Source organism: Terrabacter sp. LjRoot27 (assembly GCF_964254175.1).
Classification (GTDB): domain Bacteria; phylum Actinomycetota; class Actinomycetes; order Actinomycetales; family Dermatophilaceae; genus Terrabacter.
In genome coordinates, this window is sequence record NZ_CAXUSS020000001.1 from 2,113,557 (window position 1) to 2,128,986 (window position 15,430).

Annotated in this window: 14 protein-coding genes; 9 read left to right on the forward strand and 5 right to left on the reverse strand. The window is 71.4% G+C overall.

Going from position 1 to position 15,430, the window contains the following annotated elements; translation table 11 throughout:
* The first annotated feature begins 34 nt into the window (after positions 1-34).
* Together dinB and ACSQ2D_RS09925 are read left to right on the forward strand one after the other, a co-directional pair.
* Positions 35-1,294: a DNA polymerase IV gene (gene dinB, locus ACSQ2D_RS09920; RefSeq protein ID WP_256792064.1), complete on the forward strand. Its 1,260-nt coding sequence runs from the start codon at positions 35-37 to the stop codon at positions 1,292-1,294.
* Between the two features lie 74 nt (positions 1,295-1,368).
* Positions 1,369-1,767 carry a DUF3040 domain-containing protein gene (locus ACSQ2D_RS09925; protein WP_435985788.1) on the forward strand — a complete coding sequence of 133 codons (399 nt, stop codon included), beginning with the start codon at positions 1,369-1,371 and terminating at the stop codon, positions 1,765-1,767.
* A 202-nt stretch (positions 1,768-1,969) separates the two neighbouring features.
* On the opposite strand, the gene ACSQ2D_RS09930 is transcribed toward ACSQ2D_RS09925, so the two are convergent.
* On the reverse strand, positions 1,970-2,458 hold the full coding sequence (locus ACSQ2D_RS09930; protein WP_435985789.1) for a DUF456 domain-containing protein: 489 nt from the start codon (positions 2,456-2,458) through the stop codon (positions 1,970-1,972).
* Positions 2,459-2,528: 70 nt separating this feature from the next.
* Positions 2,529-2,753 carry a DUF7455 domain-containing protein gene (locus ACSQ2D_RS09935; protein WP_435985790.1) on the reverse strand — a complete coding sequence of 75 codons (225 nt, stop codon included), beginning with the start codon at positions 2,751-2,753 and terminating at the stop codon, positions 2,529-2,531.
* Positions 2,754-3,160: 407 nt separating this feature from the next.
* On the opposite strand from ACSQ2D_RS09935, the gene ACSQ2D_RS09940 reads away from it, so the two are divergent.
* The 7 genes from ACSQ2D_RS09940 (at position 3,161) to ACSQ2D_RS09970 (ending at position 10,923) form a co-directional block, all read left to right on the forward strand.
* Positions 3,161-5,293, forward strand: a complete 2,133-nt coding sequence (locus ACSQ2D_RS09940) for a DNA gyrase/topoisomerase IV subunit B (RefSeq protein WP_435985791.1) — start codon at positions 3,161-3,163, stop codon at positions 5,291-5,293.
* A gap of 394 nt (positions 5,294-5,687) precedes the next feature.
* Positions 5,688-6,707, forward strand: a complete 1,020-nt coding sequence (locus tag ACSQ2D_RS09945) for an AAA family ATPase (protein WP_435987841.1) — start codon at positions 5,688-5,690, stop codon at positions 6,705-6,707.
* A 27-nt stretch (positions 6,708-6,734) separates the two neighbouring features.
* The gene (locus ACSQ2D_RS09950) at positions 6,735-7,622 is read left to right on the forward strand and encodes a DUF58 domain-containing protein (protein WP_435985792.1); all 888 of its coding nucleotides are present in this window, start codon (positions 6,735-6,737) and stop codon (positions 7,620-7,622) included.
* Positions 7,609-8,091 (forward strand): hypothetical protein, encoded by a 483-nt coding sequence (locus ACSQ2D_RS09955; RefSeq protein WP_435985793.1) that lies wholly within the window; start codon positions 7,609-7,611, stop codon positions 8,089-8,091. Before ACSQ2D_RS09950 ends, ACSQ2D_RS09955 begins: the two co-directional genes overlap by 14 nt.
* On the forward strand, positions 8,082-9,071 hold the full coding sequence (locus ACSQ2D_RS09960; RefSeq protein WP_435985794.1) for a VWA domain-containing protein: 990 nt from the start codon (positions 8,082-8,084) through the stop codon (positions 9,069-9,071). Before ACSQ2D_RS09955 ends, ACSQ2D_RS09960 begins: the two co-directional genes overlap by 10 nt.
* Positions 9,068-10,078, forward strand: coding sequence for a vWA domain-containing protein (locus ACSQ2D_RS09965; protein ID WP_435985795.1), 1,011 nt, complete (start codon positions 9,068-9,070; stop codon positions 10,076-10,078). The genes ACSQ2D_RS09960 and ACSQ2D_RS09965 overlap by 4 nt, the downstream gene beginning before the upstream one ends.
* The gene (locus tag ACSQ2D_RS09970) at positions 10,075-10,923 is read left to right on the forward strand and encodes a tetratricopeptide repeat protein (protein WP_435985796.1); all 849 of its coding nucleotides are present in this window, start codon (positions 10,075-10,077) and stop codon (positions 10,921-10,923) included. The genes ACSQ2D_RS09965 and ACSQ2D_RS09970 overlap by 4 nt, the downstream gene beginning before the upstream one ends.
* A gap of 22 nt (positions 10,924-10,945) precedes the next feature.
* Here ACSQ2D_RS09970 and ACSQ2D_RS09975 read toward each other — a convergent pair whose 3' ends face one another.
* From ACSQ2D_RS09975 to ACSQ2D_RS09985, 3 genes are read right to left on the reverse strand one after another with little or no spacing between them, the layout of a single operon-like run.
* On the reverse strand, positions 10,946-12,163 hold the full coding sequence (locus ACSQ2D_RS09975) for a sucrase ferredoxin (protein ID WP_435985797.1): 1,218 nt from the start codon (positions 12,161-12,163) through the stop codon (positions 10,946-10,948).
* Positions 12,160-14,700, reverse strand: a complete 2,541-nt coding sequence (locus ACSQ2D_RS09980) for a DNA gyrase/topoisomerase IV subunit A (protein WP_435985798.1) — start codon at positions 14,698-14,700, stop codon at positions 12,160-12,162. The genes ACSQ2D_RS09975 and ACSQ2D_RS09980 overlap by 4 nt, the downstream gene beginning before the upstream one ends.
* A 53-nt stretch (positions 14,701-14,753) precedes the next feature.
* Entirely contained in the window at positions 14,754-15,377 is a 624-nt protein-coding gene (locus tag ACSQ2D_RS09985) for a nitroreductase family protein (protein WP_435985799.1), read from the reverse strand.
* Between the last annotated feature and the right edge of the window lie 53 nt (positions 15,378-15,430).

Below are 15,430 nucleotides of genomic sequence, written 5' to 3' on the forward strand. Positions count from 1 at the left end.
TCGTGAGCGCGTCGACCCGTCCGGCGGGCCGACGATGAGCCGCCGCCAGTTCACCGCGCCGACCCGCGCCGGCTCCGAGCCGCCCGACGACACCGGCTGCACCGTCCTGCACGTCGACATGGACGCCTTCTACGCGTCCGCCTCGCTCATCTCGCGTCCCGAGCTGCGGGGCCGACCCGTCATCATCGGCGGCGCGAGCGGGCGGTCCGTCGTGCTCTCGGCCACCTACGAGGCCCGAGCCTTCGGGGTCACCTCGGCCATGCCGATGGCCCGGGCCCAGCGGCTGTGCCCGCAGGCGGTCATCATCGAGCCCGACCACCGCCGCTACGCCGCCATCTCCGAGGCCGTCATGGCGACGTTCGCGACGATCACCGACAGCGTCGAGCCCCTCTCGCTCGACGAGGCCTTCCTCGACGTCTCCGGGGCCGTACGCCGCCTGGGCCGTCCGACGCAGATCGCCGAGCAGCTGCGTGACACGATCGCCGACGAGCAGGGCATCACCTGCTCGGTGGGGGTGGCCTCGACGAAGTTCGTCGCCAAGCTCGCCTCCAACCTCGCCAAGCCCGACGGGCTCATCGTCGTGCCGCGCGAGGAGGTCGTCTCGTTCCTGCACCAGCTGCCCGTCGGCGCGATCTGGGGTGTCGGCGACAAGACCGAGGAGCACCTGCACCGCCTCGGCCTGCGCACCGTCGCCGACCTCGCGCACACGCCCGTCGAGACCCTCCAGCGAGCCCTCGGCGACGTCGCCGGCCGGAGCCTGCACGACCTCGCGTGGGGTCGTGACCCCCGGTCCGTCGTGCCGGAGCGACGCGAGAAGTCGATCGGCGCCGACGAGACCTTCGCGCACGACATCGACGACCCCGTCCGCATCCACCGTGAGCTGCTGCGCCTCGCCGACCGCACCGCGGCCCGGGCCCGGTCCGCCGGGATGACGGGACGCACCGTGTCGATCAAGGTCCGCTTCGCCGACTTCACGACGATCACCCGCGCCAAGACCCTGCGCCACCACACCGACGTGTCCCGCGACATCTTCGCGACGGCACGCGAGCTCTACGACCGGCTCGGCCTCCAACGCGCCCGCATCCGGCTCGTCGGCGTCCGCCTCGAGGGGCTCGTCCCGTCGGCCGTCGCCCCCATCCAGGCCACCCTCGACGAGCCCGAGCACGGGTGGCGCGAGGCCGACCGCGCGGTCGACCGGGCGAGCGCCAGATTCGGTGCCGGGTCGGTGCGTCCAGCATCACTGATGCCTGACCGACCCTCGGGTTCCCAACGCGGTCGGCGCGACCTATCCTGAGGGAAAGAAGTCCGCGTCGGCCGTTTCCGACATACGATTCGGGCACAGTCGATTTCGCACCAGGGAGGTGCCCGGTGGCACTCTCGGAACACGAGGAAGCACTCCTCCAGCAGATGGAGGAGGCCCTCTACGCCGAAGACCCTCGATTCGCGTCGCGGATCGAGAAGACGAAGTCACGCGGTCTCGGCCGTGGGCGCCTCGTCGCCGGCGTGGTCGCAGCTGTCGTCGGTCTCGCCCTCGTGGTCTTCTCGGCGATGAGCAGCAGCATCTGGCTCGGTGCGGTCGGGTTCGCCATCATGGTCGCGGGCATCGTCTACGCGATCACTCCGTCCAAGACCAAGCTCGCCGCCGTCGCCAGCGACGGCACCACCAAGCCGCGGGCCGGCAAGGCCAAGGCCGCCTCGGCCAAGCAGGCCAGCTTCATGGAACGCCTCGAGGAGCGGTGGGAGAAGCGGCGCCGCGACCAGTGGTGACGTGTCGCTGACCGGCTCCGGCCACCCGCACAGACAAGGACCCTGACGTATGCGTCCGGGTCCGTCGTCATGTCCGTGGCCCGTTCGGGCCCGTGCACGGGGGCAGCGCGCCTGACCTCAGGGCGGCCTCAGGGCGGCCTCAGGGAGGTCCCAGCGAGAGGGCTCAGCGAGAGGTCCCAGCGAGAGGTCCCAGCGAGAGGGCTCAGGGGCGGGTGGCGTAGACCCCGAGAGCCCACGTCGCGATCATCGCGAACGCCGTCACGAGCTCGATGCCGATGTTGAGGGCCACCGCCCGCAGGGCCTGCGTCGTCGCGTGCCAGGCCGGGGCGTGGGCGCGGTGCTTGACCCGCTCGAGGACGTAGATCGTCAGGACGAAGCCCAGCGGCGCGCCCACGACGGGCACGACGAAGAACCCCACCACGGCGACGGCCAGCGCCACCGCGACGATGACCCCGTCGACGCCCGCGGTCTTCATCCGGCGCCCGGGGACGAGGTACTGCGCGACGAGGCCCACGGCATACAGCAGGGTCGAGATGCCGAGGACGAGCCAACCCGGCCCGTCCTGACGTTCGAACGCCCAGACGAGCGTCGCACCCCACACCAGGAGCAGTCCCGGGAGCACCGGGACGACGATGCCGACGGTGCCCACGAGCATCGCGAGGAGAACGAGGACGTTCGTCGCAGTGATCACGGGGCAGCCGTCGGCGGCGTGCGGATCAGGATGGGGTCAGGAGGGGCCGGGTCGGAGATCGCCTCTGGACTCAGTGTTCGTCCACGGGAGAAGATCCCGGGACCTCGGTGAGTCGTTCCGTCTCGTCGCGGATGTCGAGAGCCTTGTCCTTCAGCGCCGGGAGGTGCTCCCGTCCGTGGTGCGCGCAGAAGAGCAGCTCTCCGCCGGAAACGAGGCGGGCGCGGATGTAGGCCTGAGCCCCACATCGGTCGCAGCGGTCAGCAGCAGTCAGTTCGGGTGCCAGTGCTGTCGTCATCGTATTTCGCCTCTTTCCTCCCTCGGGGGTCCCCCGGAGGGAAACCCTGCCATGTACCTACGACGCCCGATCGGTCCATCGGGTGGACCTCTCGCGCCTCGTGGACGTTCCAACAGTGAATCACGTCGAAACCTTCCCGATGGTGAGGCTCGGTAACTGAGACGCCCGTCGGACCAACATCGTTACGTGTCAGTGATTCGCCGCGCCGCCCAGATACGGATTGGTGAGGTGCTCCCGGTGGGGCCCGCGTGGCTGTCGGGGACTCGTGTCCGGGTCGTCCGTGAGGTCGGTCACCCGGGGCCCAGCGAGCCTCCCGGGAGCGGTCGGTGGCGGTGACTAGGCTTCCCCTGCCAGCCCTCCACAGCCCGACCGCTGGCCGCACACCGACGGAAAGAGAACGACACACCGTGGCCTCCGCCTCACGACCCGCTCCCTCCGGCAACGGCGACTACACCGCCCGCCACCTCCAGGTCCTCGAGGGCCTCGAGGCCGTGCGCAAGCGCCCCGGCATGTACATCGGCTCGACCGACCAGCGCGGCCTCATGCACTGCCTCTGGGAGATCATCGACAACGCGGTCGACGAGGCCCTGGCCGGCGTGTGCACCGACATCGAGGTCATCCTCAGCGGCGACGGGTCCATCGAGGTCCGCGACAACGGCCGAGGCATCCCCGTCGACATCGAGCCCCGCACGGGCCTGTCCGGCGTCGAGGTCGTCTTCACCAAGCTCCACGCGGGCGGCAAGTTCGGTGGCGCGTCGTATGCCGCAACCGGTGGCCTCCACGGCGTCGGCGCGTCCGTCGTCAACGCCCTGTCCGCGCGGCTCGACGTCGCGGTCGACCGTGGCGGCAAGACGTACGGCATGAGCTTCCGGCGCGGCGAGCCCGGCACCTTCGGTGACCGCACGGCGATCCACTCGCCCGACTCGGAGTTCACGCCCTACGAGAAGAAGAGCGCGCTGCCCGTCGTCGGCAAGGCCAAGCGGGGCGTCACGGGCTCGCGCGTGCGCTTCTGGCCCGACCGGCAGATCTTCCTCAAGGACGCCGAGCTCGACTACGACGCCATCCTCGGTCGTGCCCGCCAGACCTCCTTCCTCGTCCCCGGGCTGCGCCTCGTCATCCGCGACGAGCGGCGCCTCAAGGGCACGCCCGGCGAGGAGGGCCCCATCGAGGAGGTCTTCCAGCACGACGGCGGCATCGCGGACTTCGTCGAGTTCCTCGCGCCCGACACCCCGATCACCGACGTGTGGAAGCTCGAGGGCTCCGGCACCTTCACCGAGACCGTCCCGGTTCTCGACGTCAACGGGCACATGACGCCGACCGAGCTCGAGCGCGAGTGCGCCGTCGAGGTCGCCCTGCGTTGGGGCCAGGGCTACGACACGAGGGTCCAGTCCTTCGTCAACATCATCACGACGCCCAAGGGCGGCACGCACGTCACCGGCTTCGAGCAGTCCATCGTCAAGGTGTTCCGCAAGCAGCTCGAGGTCAACGCCCGGCGGCTCAAGGTCGGCAACGACAAGCCCGAGAAGGACGACATCCTCGCCGGCATGACGGCCGTCGTCACGGTGCGCCTCGCCGAGCCGCAGTTCGAGGGGCAGACCAAGGAGGTCCTCGGCACCAACGCCGTGCGCGCCATCGTGGCCAAGGTCGTCGAGAAGGAGCTGACCGACCGCCTCACGTCGACCAAGCGCGGCGACAAGGCGCAGGCCGCACTGCTGCTCGAGAAGGTCGTCTCCGAGATGAAGTCGCGCATCAGCGCGCGGCTGCACAAGGAGACCCAGCGTCGCAAGAACGCCCTCGAGAGCTCGACGCTGCCCTCGAAGCTGCGCGACTGCCGCACCACCGACGTCGAGCGCTCCGAGCTGTTCATCGTCGAGGGCGACTCGGCCATGGGCACCGCCAAGGAGGCCCGCAACTCCGAGTTCCAGGCGCTGCTGCCGATCCGCGGCAAGATCCTCAACGTCCAGAAGGCGTCGGTCTCCGACATGCTCAAGAACGCCGAGTGCGCCTCGATCATCCAGGTGATCGGTGCGGGCTCGGGCCGCAGCTTCGACCTCTCCGCCGCCCGCTACGGCAAGGTCATCATCATGACCGACGCCGACGTCGACGGGGCGCACATCCGCACCCTGCTGCTGACGCTCTTCTTCCGCTACATGCGTCCTCTCGTCGACGCCGGTCGCGTCTACGCCGCCATGCCGCCGCTGCACCGGCTCGAGGTCATCAACGCCGGCGCCAAGAAGAACGAGCTGATCTACACCTTCAACGAGCCGGAGATGCGCCGCACGCTCGCCCGCCTCGAGAAGTCGGGCAAGAAGATCAAGCAGCCGATGCAGCGCTACAAGGGCCTCGGTGAGATGGACGCCGACCAGCTCGCCGACACGACGATGGACCCGCGTCACCGCACGCTGCGCAAGGTGACGATGCGCGATCTCGAGACCGCCGAGCGCGTCTTCGAGCTGCTCATGGGCAACGAGGTCGCCCCGCGCAAGGACTTCATCATCGAGTCCGCGGCCGAGGTCGACCGCGAGCGGATCGACGCCTGACGGGAGCGTTCGAGGCCCCCGGAGCGTCCGTGGGGTGACGGGACCACCGGCGCGGCACAGCCAGCCGTGCTTACGATGTGTCCCTGCCGGCGCGACTCCCTCCGCCGGTACGCGTCGAGAAGGGGAATCGATGGTGGGCAACGTCAACGCCGAGGAGTCGGTCGCCGACGGCCAGCAGGCCCAGGCCGACGGTGAGACCTTCACCGTCGCGCTCCCGGGCACGGCAGGCCACGCGCAGGACGGTCCGGTTGCACCCGCCCAGGACGGGCACGTGCCGGGCGTCCCGGACGTCCCGGGCGTCCCGAACGTCCCGGACGACGCGGCCGTCCCCGACGAGCCGGAGCAGCTCTCTGGCTCGCCCGCCGCCCCCGACGAGGACGTCGCCGTGGCTGGCATCGACACGGCTCCGGACCGCACCGCCCCGGCCCCGACGCGCTACCTCACCCCCGACGAGCTGCACTGGGCCGGCGAGACCATCGAGGCCATCTCGACGGCGTTCGCCTCGAAGGTCGTCGGCCAGGCACGACTGCAGGAGACCCTCCTCATCGCGCTGCTGACCGGGGGCCACGTCCTCCTCGAGAGCGTCCCGGGACTGGCCAAGACGACGGCCGCACAGACGATCGCGCAGGCCGTCGGTGGCAAGTTCCACCGCATCCAGTGCACCCCGGACCTGCTGCCGAGCGACATCGTCGGCACGCAGGTCTACAACCAGCACTCCGGCACGTTCGAGACCCAGCTCGGCCCCGTCCACGCCAACTTCGTGCTCCTCGACGAGATCAACCGCAGCAGCGCCAAGACGCAGTCGGCGATGCTCGAGGCGATGCAGGAGCGCCAGACCTCGATCGGCGACAAGAGCTACGCCCTGCCCGACCCGTTCCTCGTCCTCGCGACCCAGAACCCCATCGAGCAGGAGGGCACGTACCCGCTGCCCGAGGCGCAGATGGACCGCTTCATGCTCAAGGACGTCCTCGACTACCCGTCACCGGCGGAGGAGGCCGAGGTGCTGCGGCGCATCGACTCCGGGATCTTCCTCACGGCGTCCGAGCCGGTCGTGTCCGTCGCCGACGTCAAGCGGCTGCAGGCGCTCGTGGGCCGGGTCTACATCGACCCGGCCATCGTCAACTACGTCGTCGGCATCGGCTACGTCACGCGGCACCCGCGCGACTACATCGAGCCGCGCCTCGCCGGCTACGTCGACTTCGGCGCGAGCCCGCGTGCGAGCATCGCCTTCACGAGCGCCGCGCGGGCCCGTGCCCTCGTCGACGGCCGCAACCACGTCGTCCCCGACGACGTCAAGGCACTGACGCACCGGGTGCTGCGGCACCGGGTGACGCTCGGCTTCGAGGCGGCGGCCGACGAGATGGCCGTCGAGAGCATCATCGACGCGATGGTCAACGGGATCCGCACCCCCTGACCGGGGGAGCCGGACGAGAGACGCGACATGCCGACGACGCTGCTGACCAGGGTGAAGAGCAAGCTCTTCGTCCATGCGCGCCGCAAGTCCCGCAGCCTCCTCGAGGGCGAGTACGCCTCCGTCTTCCACGGCCGCAGCCTCGACTACGACGACCTGCGCGACTACGTCCCGGGTGACGAGGTGCGTGACATCGACTGGCGGGCCACCGCCCGCAGCCAGTCGCCGCTCGTCAAGCGCTACGTCGCGACGCGCAAGCAGAACGTCATGCTCGTCATCGACACCGGCCGCGGGATGGCGGCCTCGACCCGCAGCGGCGAACCGAAGAAGTCGGTCGCCATCGCGGCGGCGGGCCTCGTCGGCTACCTCGCGCAGCGCCACGGAGACCTCGTCGGGCTCGTCCGCGGCACCGCCGGCTCGACGGTGGCGCACGACCTGCGTGGCTCCGAGGCGCACCTCGAGCTGCTGCTGCGGGCCGTCGACGCCGCGACCGTCCTCGACGGCGACCAGAGCAACCTCGCGACGCAGCTGCGCTGGATCGTGCGCAACGTCCGGCGCCGGCTCGTGCTGCTCGTCGTCGCCGACGACAAGGAGCTCGACCCGGCCCTCGACGAGCTGCTGCGCCGGCTCCACGTGCAGCACGAGATCCTCTGGATCACCGTCGAGGACGCCGACCCCACGGCCATCGAGGGGGACCGGACGGCATACGACGTCGCCGACACGTACACCCTGCCGACGCTCGTGCGGCTCGACCCGCGGGTGCGCGCGGCGTATGCCGCGTCGGTCGCCGAGCGCGTGCTGCGCACCACCGAGCTGCTCGACCGCCGCGGGATCAACCACGCGCGTCTCGGCTCGTCCGACGAGGTCGTCGCCACGGTCTTCGCCCTGCTCGAGAGGCAGCGCCGTGCGCGCCGCTGACGCACCGCCGCCGGGCTTCTACGCCCCCGACCCGTATGCCGCGAAGTGGCTCTGGATCGGCATCGGCGCCCTCGCCCTCGTCGCCGCCTGGTACGCCTGGGTGTGGTGGTCGACCCGCGAGAAGAAGGTCGTCGTCCCACCGCGCATCACGTCGGACCGGCTGACCCGCCTGCGTGCCGACTACACGCGGCAGATCGACCTCGTGCTCGACCGAGCGGCTGCCGGCGAGATCAGCCAGCGCCGGGCGCACCAGCAGCTCAGCGTGCTCGTGCGCCACTTCGTCCAGGAGGTGTCGGGGATCCACGCGCCGACGATGACGCTCACCGAGCTCAACGCGACGGGGTCCCGGCTGACGCCCGTCTCGGAGGTCGTCGGCTCGCTCTACCCGGGTGAGTTCGGGCCGCGTGAGACGGCGACCCTCGTCGGGGCCGGCAGCGTCGCCAAGCAGGTGGTGGCGCGATGGAGCTGAACGGGCTCGACCTCAAGTGGCCGGGGGTGCTCGGCCTCGGGACGCTGCTCGCGGCACTGCTCGCGTATGCCGTCTACCGCCTCATGTCCCGACGCCAGGCTCGCGCGTCGGCGGCGGTCGCCAACTCGACCGCGCTGACCGAGCTGCCGGAGTACCGTCGGGCGCTGCGCCTGCACCGGATCCGGATGGCGGTGCTCGCCTCGAGCGCCGTGCTCCTCGGTGGGGCAGCGCTCGTCGGCGCGGCCCGACCGCTCGACACCACCATCGACAAGCCACAGACCCGCAGTCGCGACATCATGCTGTGCCTCGACATCTCCGGCTCGATGGCTGCCTACGACGCGACGCTCGTGTCGACGTTCAAGACGCTCGTGTCGAGCTTCCAGGGCGAGCGCATCGGCCTCGTCATCTTCAACTCCTCGGCCGCCACGGTCTTCCCGCTCACCGACGACTACGACTTCATCAACGGCGAGCTCGACTCGGCCGGCCGCGCGCTGACGGGCGACCCGGAGTACGACTCCTTCTTCGCCGGCACCTTCAACGGCCGCGGCACCTCCCTCATCGGCGACGGCCTCGCCACGTGCGTCTCGAGCTTCGACAAGGTCGACCTGCAGCGCGCCCGCTCGGTCGTCTTCGCCACCGATAACCACCTCGCCGGGCGGCCGATCATCGACGTCGACGAGGCCGGCGAGCTGGCCAAGGCCAAGGGCGTGCGCGTCTACGGGCTCAACCCGGAGGAGGACGGGGCCGACGATGAGGCGGTGGAGATGCGCGACATCGTCACCGGTACCGGCGGCCGCTACTTCGCGATGAGCGACCAGGCAGCCATCAAGGGCATCGTCGACGCGGTCCAGGCCCAGGAGGCGACGCTCATCGACGCGGCCTCCCGCGCCCTCTACTCCGACAACCCGACGCTGCCGATCACACTCGCCGGGATCGGGCTCGTCGGCGTCATCGGTGCGAGCCGGAGGTGGGCGTCGTGACCCTCCTGCCCGTCGCCCCGTGGCCCGTGCTGCTCGTCCTCGTCGTCGGGGCGCTCGCCGCCGTGTGGTGGAACCCCTCGTCGCGGGCGGTGCCGGGGGAGTCGCGGGCGACGCACTGGCGCCTCACGGCTGCGGTCGTGCTCCTCGGGATCGCCGCGTTGCGCCCGGCGGTGCCGGGCGAGCAGGTCGACACCACGGCCGCCAACCTCAACGTCTACTTCGTCGTCGACACGACGAGCAGCATCATCGCCGAGGACTACGGCGACGGACGTCCGCGCATCGAGGGCGTCTCCTCGGACATCTCTGCCATCGCCGCGTCCCTGCCGGGCGCCCGCTACTCCGTCGTGACGTTCGACCAGGAGGCGCGGGTGCGCCTGCCCCTGACCACCGACACGACAGCCCTCGACGCCGCGGTCGAGACGTTGCTCCCCGAGTCCTACGAGGTCTCCAGGGGCACGTCGGTGAGCGAGGCCAACACCCGCCTCAAGACGCTGCTCCAGCAGGCCGACGCGCGCACCCCCGAACGCGGACGCGTCGTCTTCTACTTCGGCGACGGGGAGCAGACGGCGCAGGACCCTCCCGCGCCCTTCGACGTCGACAAGCGGCTCATCAACGGCGGAGCGGTCCTCGGCTACGGCACGACCGAAGGCGGCCGGATGAAGGCCACGCGGTCCCGCTTCGACACGACCCGCGACTACATCAAGGACCCCGCGACCGGTGAGGACGCCAGGTCGGTCGTCAGCGAGGACACCCTGCGCACGATCGGCGACCAGCTCGGCCTGACCTACCTGCACCGAGAGGCGGGCGACGCCATCGGCCCCGCCGTCGACGGCATCGACCTCGAGCGCTTCGGCACGAGCGAGCAGATCGAGAAGCAGAAGGTCATCGCCCGTCGCGAGCTCTACTGGCCGCTCCTGCTCGGAGTGGCCGGGATCGCCGCGTGGGAGGTCGGCGCCGGCATCACGGCGCTCGTCCAGACCCGCCGCCGGAGGGAGACCCGCCCATGACGCTCCTCGACGAGCGGCCCGCACGCGCGGACGACGTCCCCGACGAGGGCGTACGCCGCCGCTTCCGACTGCGCCGACGTGACCGTCGTCCCCTGCCGCCACACCTCCGCCGGCGCCGCAGGCGCCTGCTGCTCGCCTCCGCTCCCGTCGTCGTCCTGCTCGTCCTCGTGGCGATCAGGCTGGTCTCGCTCAACCTCGTGCACGCGCAGACGCGCGACGCCTACGAGGCCGGCGACAAGCCCCGCACGCAGACCTGGGGTGAGCGACAGGGATGGGTCAACGTCGTCGAGCAGTTCCGTTCGCCCTTCGCGATCGGTGACGCCCACGTCCTCTCGGGACACTTCGAGCTGGCCCGTCCGTGGTTCGAGCAGGCCTTCGAGCAGGTGCCCAAGGGCGGGATCGACGACTGCAAGGTACGGGTCAACCTCGGCCTCACCTACGAGGCCCTCGGTGACGCGGCCAAGGCGCGCGAGCGCACCGACGAGTGGAAGCAGTACTACGACAAGGGCATCACCATCACGAAGGAGCGCCCACCGCTCTGCGAGGCTCCCGAAGGTGGCCAGACCGGGGAGCAGCTGCAGCAGGCGCAGCAGCGGATGGAGGAGAAGAACTCCGACGCGCCGCCCCAGGACCAGCAGCCGCCCGACAACCCCCAGCCGCAGCCCGGCCCGGGCCAGCAGCCCGCTCCCACGCCGGATCCCGGGAACACACCGAGCCAGGAGGAGCAGGACTACCTCCAGGAGCAGCAGCGCCAGAACACCATCGAGCGCAACCAGCAACAGCAGCAGGGCAACGACGACACGGTGCCGGGCGACGGGTCGCAGACCGTGCCAAAGCCCTGGTGAGAGGGCCCGTCGAGGTGCCGGGCTAGAACCACGCCTCGAGGATCGTCGCCCGGTGCTCCATGACCTCGATCGCCTTCTTGCCGCACGACTCGGGTCGGGTGCGACCGACCGGCTCGCGCGTGACGCGCACGTGCCAGCGGCGCCCGTCGGCATGGGTGACGGTCACGTCCCAGCCGCCGTCGGCGGGCTCCGGGGCGTCGGCCCAGAGGGCGTCGAGGCGGGTCTCGCCGGTCTCGGCGCGGACGTGCGACTCGGCGCACTGCGAGGGACCGGTCACGCCGGAGCGCCCCCGGTCGTGGAGCGGGCCGAGCAGCTCGGCCGGCAGGTGCCCGGTCTCGCTCGCGCCGAGGAGCCACTCGGAGGCCCGCTCGTCGAGGCGCGCGAACGTCTGGCCCCAGGGCAGGAGGACGGCGGTCGGCGCGAACCGGTGACCGCCGGTGTGCGACACCTCCCACGCCCGACCGGGAGCGACCCGCGCGGCGTGCGCCGCGAGGGGACGTCCGCGGACGGCGCAGCAGACGTCACGGCGACCGTTGGTGCACACGAGCAGAGTCGGCTCAGCGGGTCGTGAGCCGAGGAGCGAGGCCTGCACCAGCGCGCGGCTGCCGCGGGCGAGGGCACCCCAGTCGAGGCCGAGCAGGTCGCCGAGCTCGTCGACCTCGGCGGTGAGGAGCCAGGCGTCCTCGGGCCGCGCACCGGCGTGCGCGACGAACACGTGGCGAGGGCCGTCGTGCGCCGGGTGGCCTCCCGGGCGCCGGATGAGCATGAAACGCCCGCCAGCCCGGCTCGTGCGGCCCTCCAGCTCGGTCCCGAGCTCCCGGTCGAGGTGTGACTCGCGGGCCGCGTCGCGGCCCCACGGGCCGGACTGCTCGACGATGACGAAGAAGCGCGCCGTCGCCGCGGTGCCGTAGGCACTCGTGCCGTCGTGGTCCCACAGGACCGAGCACGCGTCGGACGCAGGAGTGCCGTAGCCCGTCGTCGCCGGGTGCTCGGCGTGCTCGGGCTCGACGGGCTCGGTGTGCTCGGGCTCGGTGGGCTCGGTGGGCTCGGTGGGCTCGGTGGGCTCGGTGGGCTCGGTGGGCTCGGTGTGCTCGGGCTCGGCGTGTTCCGGGTCGTCTCGTGGCGCGGGATCTCCTGAGACGGCGTCGACGACCGACGCCACCGTCGCGGATGCGGCAGCCGTGGCCGCCGCGGCGACGGCCGCAGCACGTCGGGCGGCCTTGCCACCTGGCGGCGTCATGCGTCGCCTCCGTCGGTCGGCGCGCTGTCACCGGTGCCGGCGTCCGGGGCGGCGTTGGCCCCCGGCTCCGGGTCCGTCGACTGGGTCGTGGCCGGTGGGGCCGCGACGTGCGCGATGACCGCGCTTGTCGGCACGCCGGAGCCGTCGCGGCGCCCGTCGGCGGTGGGCAGCTCGATCGCGACACCGTTCGCGGCGGCAGCGCGGGCCGGGGTGTTGCCGGCGAAGGCGAGCACGAGCGTGTCCTCGCCCTTGAGGAAGCGATGGCAGCGGACGCCGCCTGTCGCTCGCCCCTTCGCGGGGTACTCGGCGTACGGCGTCACCTTGAGCGACCCGCCCTCGGTGCCGGGCAGCGCACCCGACGAGCCGGACGACGTGACGACGACACCCTCGCGGGCCGGGTCGGCGACGCCGAAGAAGGCCACCCGGGCGCCGGCGGCGAGCTTGATGCCCGCCATGCCCCCGGCGCTGCGTCCCTGGGGCCGCACCGTCCGGGCCGGGAAGCGGAGCAGCTGGGCGTCGGTGGTGACGAAGACGAGGTCGAGGTCGTCACGGTCGGCGACACCGGCCCCGACGACGCGGTCGCCGTCCTTGAGGCTGATGACGTCCCAGTCGTTGCTCTTCGGGGCCTCGTTCGTCACACGCTTGACGACGCCGGCAGCGGTGCCGAGGGCGACGAAGGGAGCGTCGGCCCCGATGGGCACGATCGTCACGGGCTCCTCGCCCTTGCCGAGGTCGACGTAGGCGGCGAGCGGCGCACCCCCAGACAGCGTGGGGGCCCCGTTCGTCGGTGGGAGGGTCGGCAGGTCGAGCGCCGAGAGGCGCACCATGCGCCCGGCGCTCGTGACGAGACCGAACTCGCCTCGGGCGGTCGTGCGGACGGCGCCGATGACGACGTCGTGCTTGGCGCGCGAGCCCTCGGCGGTGACCGGTTCGGCCGTGCCGGTCCGTGCCAGCAGGCCGGTCGAGCTGAGGAGCACCCAGCACGGGTCGTCCGCGATCTCGAGCGGCGAGGCGGCCGTCGCCGTCGCGCTGGCGCCCGAGCTCTCGAGCAGCACCGTGCGGCGCGGGGTGCCGTGCGCCTTGGCGACGTCGGCGAGCTCGGTCGACACGAGCTTGAGGAGCAGCTTCTCGTTGTCGAGCAGGGCCCGCAGCTCCTCGATGGCGCGCTCGAGCTCGGTCTTCTCGTTCTCGAGCTCGATGCGCGAGAACTTCGTGAGGCGGCGCAGCTGGAGGTCGAGGATGTAGGTCGCCTGGGCCTCGGACAGGTCGAAGACGTCCATGAGCCGCGCGCGGGCCGTGGCGGCGTCGTCGGAGCTGCGGATGACCTGGATGACCTCGTCGATGTCGACGATGGCGATGAGCAGGCCCTCGACGAGGTGCAGCCGCTCCTCGCGCTTGGCCAGGCGGTGGGCGGTGCGTCGGCGCACGACGTCGGTGCGGAAGTCGACGTAGACCTTGAGGAGGTCCTTCAGGCCCATGGTGCGCGGCTGGCCCTCGACGAGTGCCACGTTGTTGATGCCGAAGTTCTCCTCCATCGGCGTCAGCTTGTAGAGCTGCTCGAGGACGGCGTCGGGGTTGAAGCCGTTCTTGATCTCGATGACCAGACGCAGGCCGTTCTGGCGGTCGGAGAGGTCCTTGAGGTCGGCGATGCCCTGCAGCTTCTTGCCCTGGACGAGGTCCTTGACCTTGTCGATGACCTTCTCGGGCCCGACGAGGTAGGGCAGCTCGGTGACGACGATCCCCTTGCGCCGGGCCGTGATCGACTCGATGCGTGCCGTCGCCCGGGTGCGGAAGCTGCCACGCCCGGTGAGGTAGGCGTCGCGGATCCCCTCGAGCCCGACGATCTTGCCGCCGCACGGCAGGTCGGGCCCGGGGACGAACTTCATGAGGTCCTCGAGCGAGCACGTCGGGTTGGCGATGAGGTGCCGTGCGGCGCCGATCACCTCGACGAGGTTGTGCGGGGGCATGTTCGTGGCCATGCCGACCGCGATGCCGGCCGCGCCGTTGACGAGGAGGTTGGGGTAGGCCGCGGGCATGACCCCGGGCTGGAGCTGGGTGTCGTCGTAGTTCGGGACGAAGTCGACGGTGTCCTCGTCGAGGCCGGCCACCATGAGGAGCGCGGCGTCGGCCATGCGCGCCTCGGTGTAGCGGGCCGCCGCCGGCCCGTCGTCCAGCGAGCCGAAGTTGCCGTGCCCGTCGACGAGGGGCAGGCGCAGGGTGAAGGGCTGCGCCATGCGCACGAGGGCGTCGTAGATCGCCTGGTCGCCGTGCGGGTGGTACTTGCCCATCACCTCGCCGACGACGCGCTGGCTCTTGACGTGGCCGCGGTCGGGCCGCAGCCCGAGCTCGTTGGCGCCGTACAGGATCCGTCGCTGAACGGGCTTGAGCCCGTCCCGGGCGTCGGGCAGCGCCCGGCTGTAGATGACGCTGTAGGAGTACTCGAGGAAGGCGTTCTGCATCTCCTCCTCGACGTCGATGCCGACGATCTTCTCCTCGAAGTCCTCCGGTGGAGGCGGGGGGGTCTTTCCACGGGCCATGCCGGGTGGTGCTCCTTGCCGCTAGCGGGTGAACACCCCATCTTCGCGCAGGGTCATGACGCGTCCTCACCTGCCACGCCGAAGCGGCCCCAGTGGGACACCTCGCGGCCGGTGCGCCGGTGCCGCCGCAGGCTCGGGCTCCGGGGTCCCGGGACGGCATACCCGATGGACACGACCCCGACGATGCTGCGGCTGGTGGGGATGCCGAACGCCTCGTGGACGGCGCCGTGGCGCTCCGGCGGCACCCCGAAGAAGAGGCTGCCCAGGCCCTCGTCGGTGGCGGTCAGCAGGATGAGGAGCGAGGCCATGCCCGTGTCGACGTCCCAGTAGGGCACCGGCCAGCGCGCCTCGTCACGGTCGGTCCATCCCTTGTCGGGCGCCGCGTAGCGCTCGAGGTAGGCGTCCTTGTGCGAGAGGCACAGCACGAGCACCGGAGCGGCGCGTATGCCGTCCAGCCAGGGGTCGCTCGCCGCGCCGGGCTCCGTCGTGGCCGCCCAGAAGGCGTCGCGCTCGGGCGGGCTCGTGAGCACGACGAAGTCCCAGCCCTGGCTGAAGCCGGCGCTGGGGGAGCGCACCGCGTTGTCGAGGCAGCGCTCCACGACCTCGCGCGGCACCTCCCGGTCGGGGTCGTAGCGGCGGACCATGCGTCGGGAGCGGACGACGTCGGTGAACTCCATGCGACCACACTCCCATCTCCCTGGGTCGTGCAGCCCGACGTGACACGATGAGG

Bases quoted from the DNA above. Each gene is read 5' to 3' on its own strand.
- ACSQ2D_RS09950 (WP_435985792.1), top strand. From the start codon at position 6,735: ATGCCGACGACGCTGCTGACCAGGGTGAAGAGCAAGCTCTTCGTCCAT.
- ACSQ2D_RS09985 (WP_435985799.1), bottom strand. From the start codon at position 15,377: ATGGAGTTCACCGACGTCGTCCGCTCCCGACGCATGGTCCGCCGCTAC.
- ACSQ2D_RS09980 (WP_435985798.1), bottom strand. From the start codon at position 14,700: ATGGCCCGTGGAAAGACCCCCCCGCCTCCACCGGAGGACTTCGAGGAG.
- ACSQ2D_RS09935 (WP_435985790.1), bottom strand. From the start codon at position 2,753: ATGACGACAGCACTGGCACCCGAACTGACTGCTGCTGACCGCTGCGAC.
- ACSQ2D_RS09975 (WP_435985797.1), bottom strand. From the start codon at position 12,163: ATGACGCCGCCAGGTGGCAAGGCCGCCCGACGTGCTGCGGCCGTCGCC.
- ACSQ2D_RS09970 (WP_435985796.1), top strand. From the start codon at position 10,075: ATGACGCTCCTCGACGAGCGGCCCGCACGCGCGGACGACGTCCCCGAC.
- ACSQ2D_RS09960 (WP_435985794.1), top strand. From the start codon at position 8,082: ATGGAGCTGAACGGGCTCGACCTCAAGTGGCCGGGGGTGCTCGGCCTC.
- dinB (WP_256792064.1), top strand. From the start codon at position 35: ATGAGCCGCCGCCAGTTCACCGCGCCGACCCGCGCCGGCTCCGAGCCG.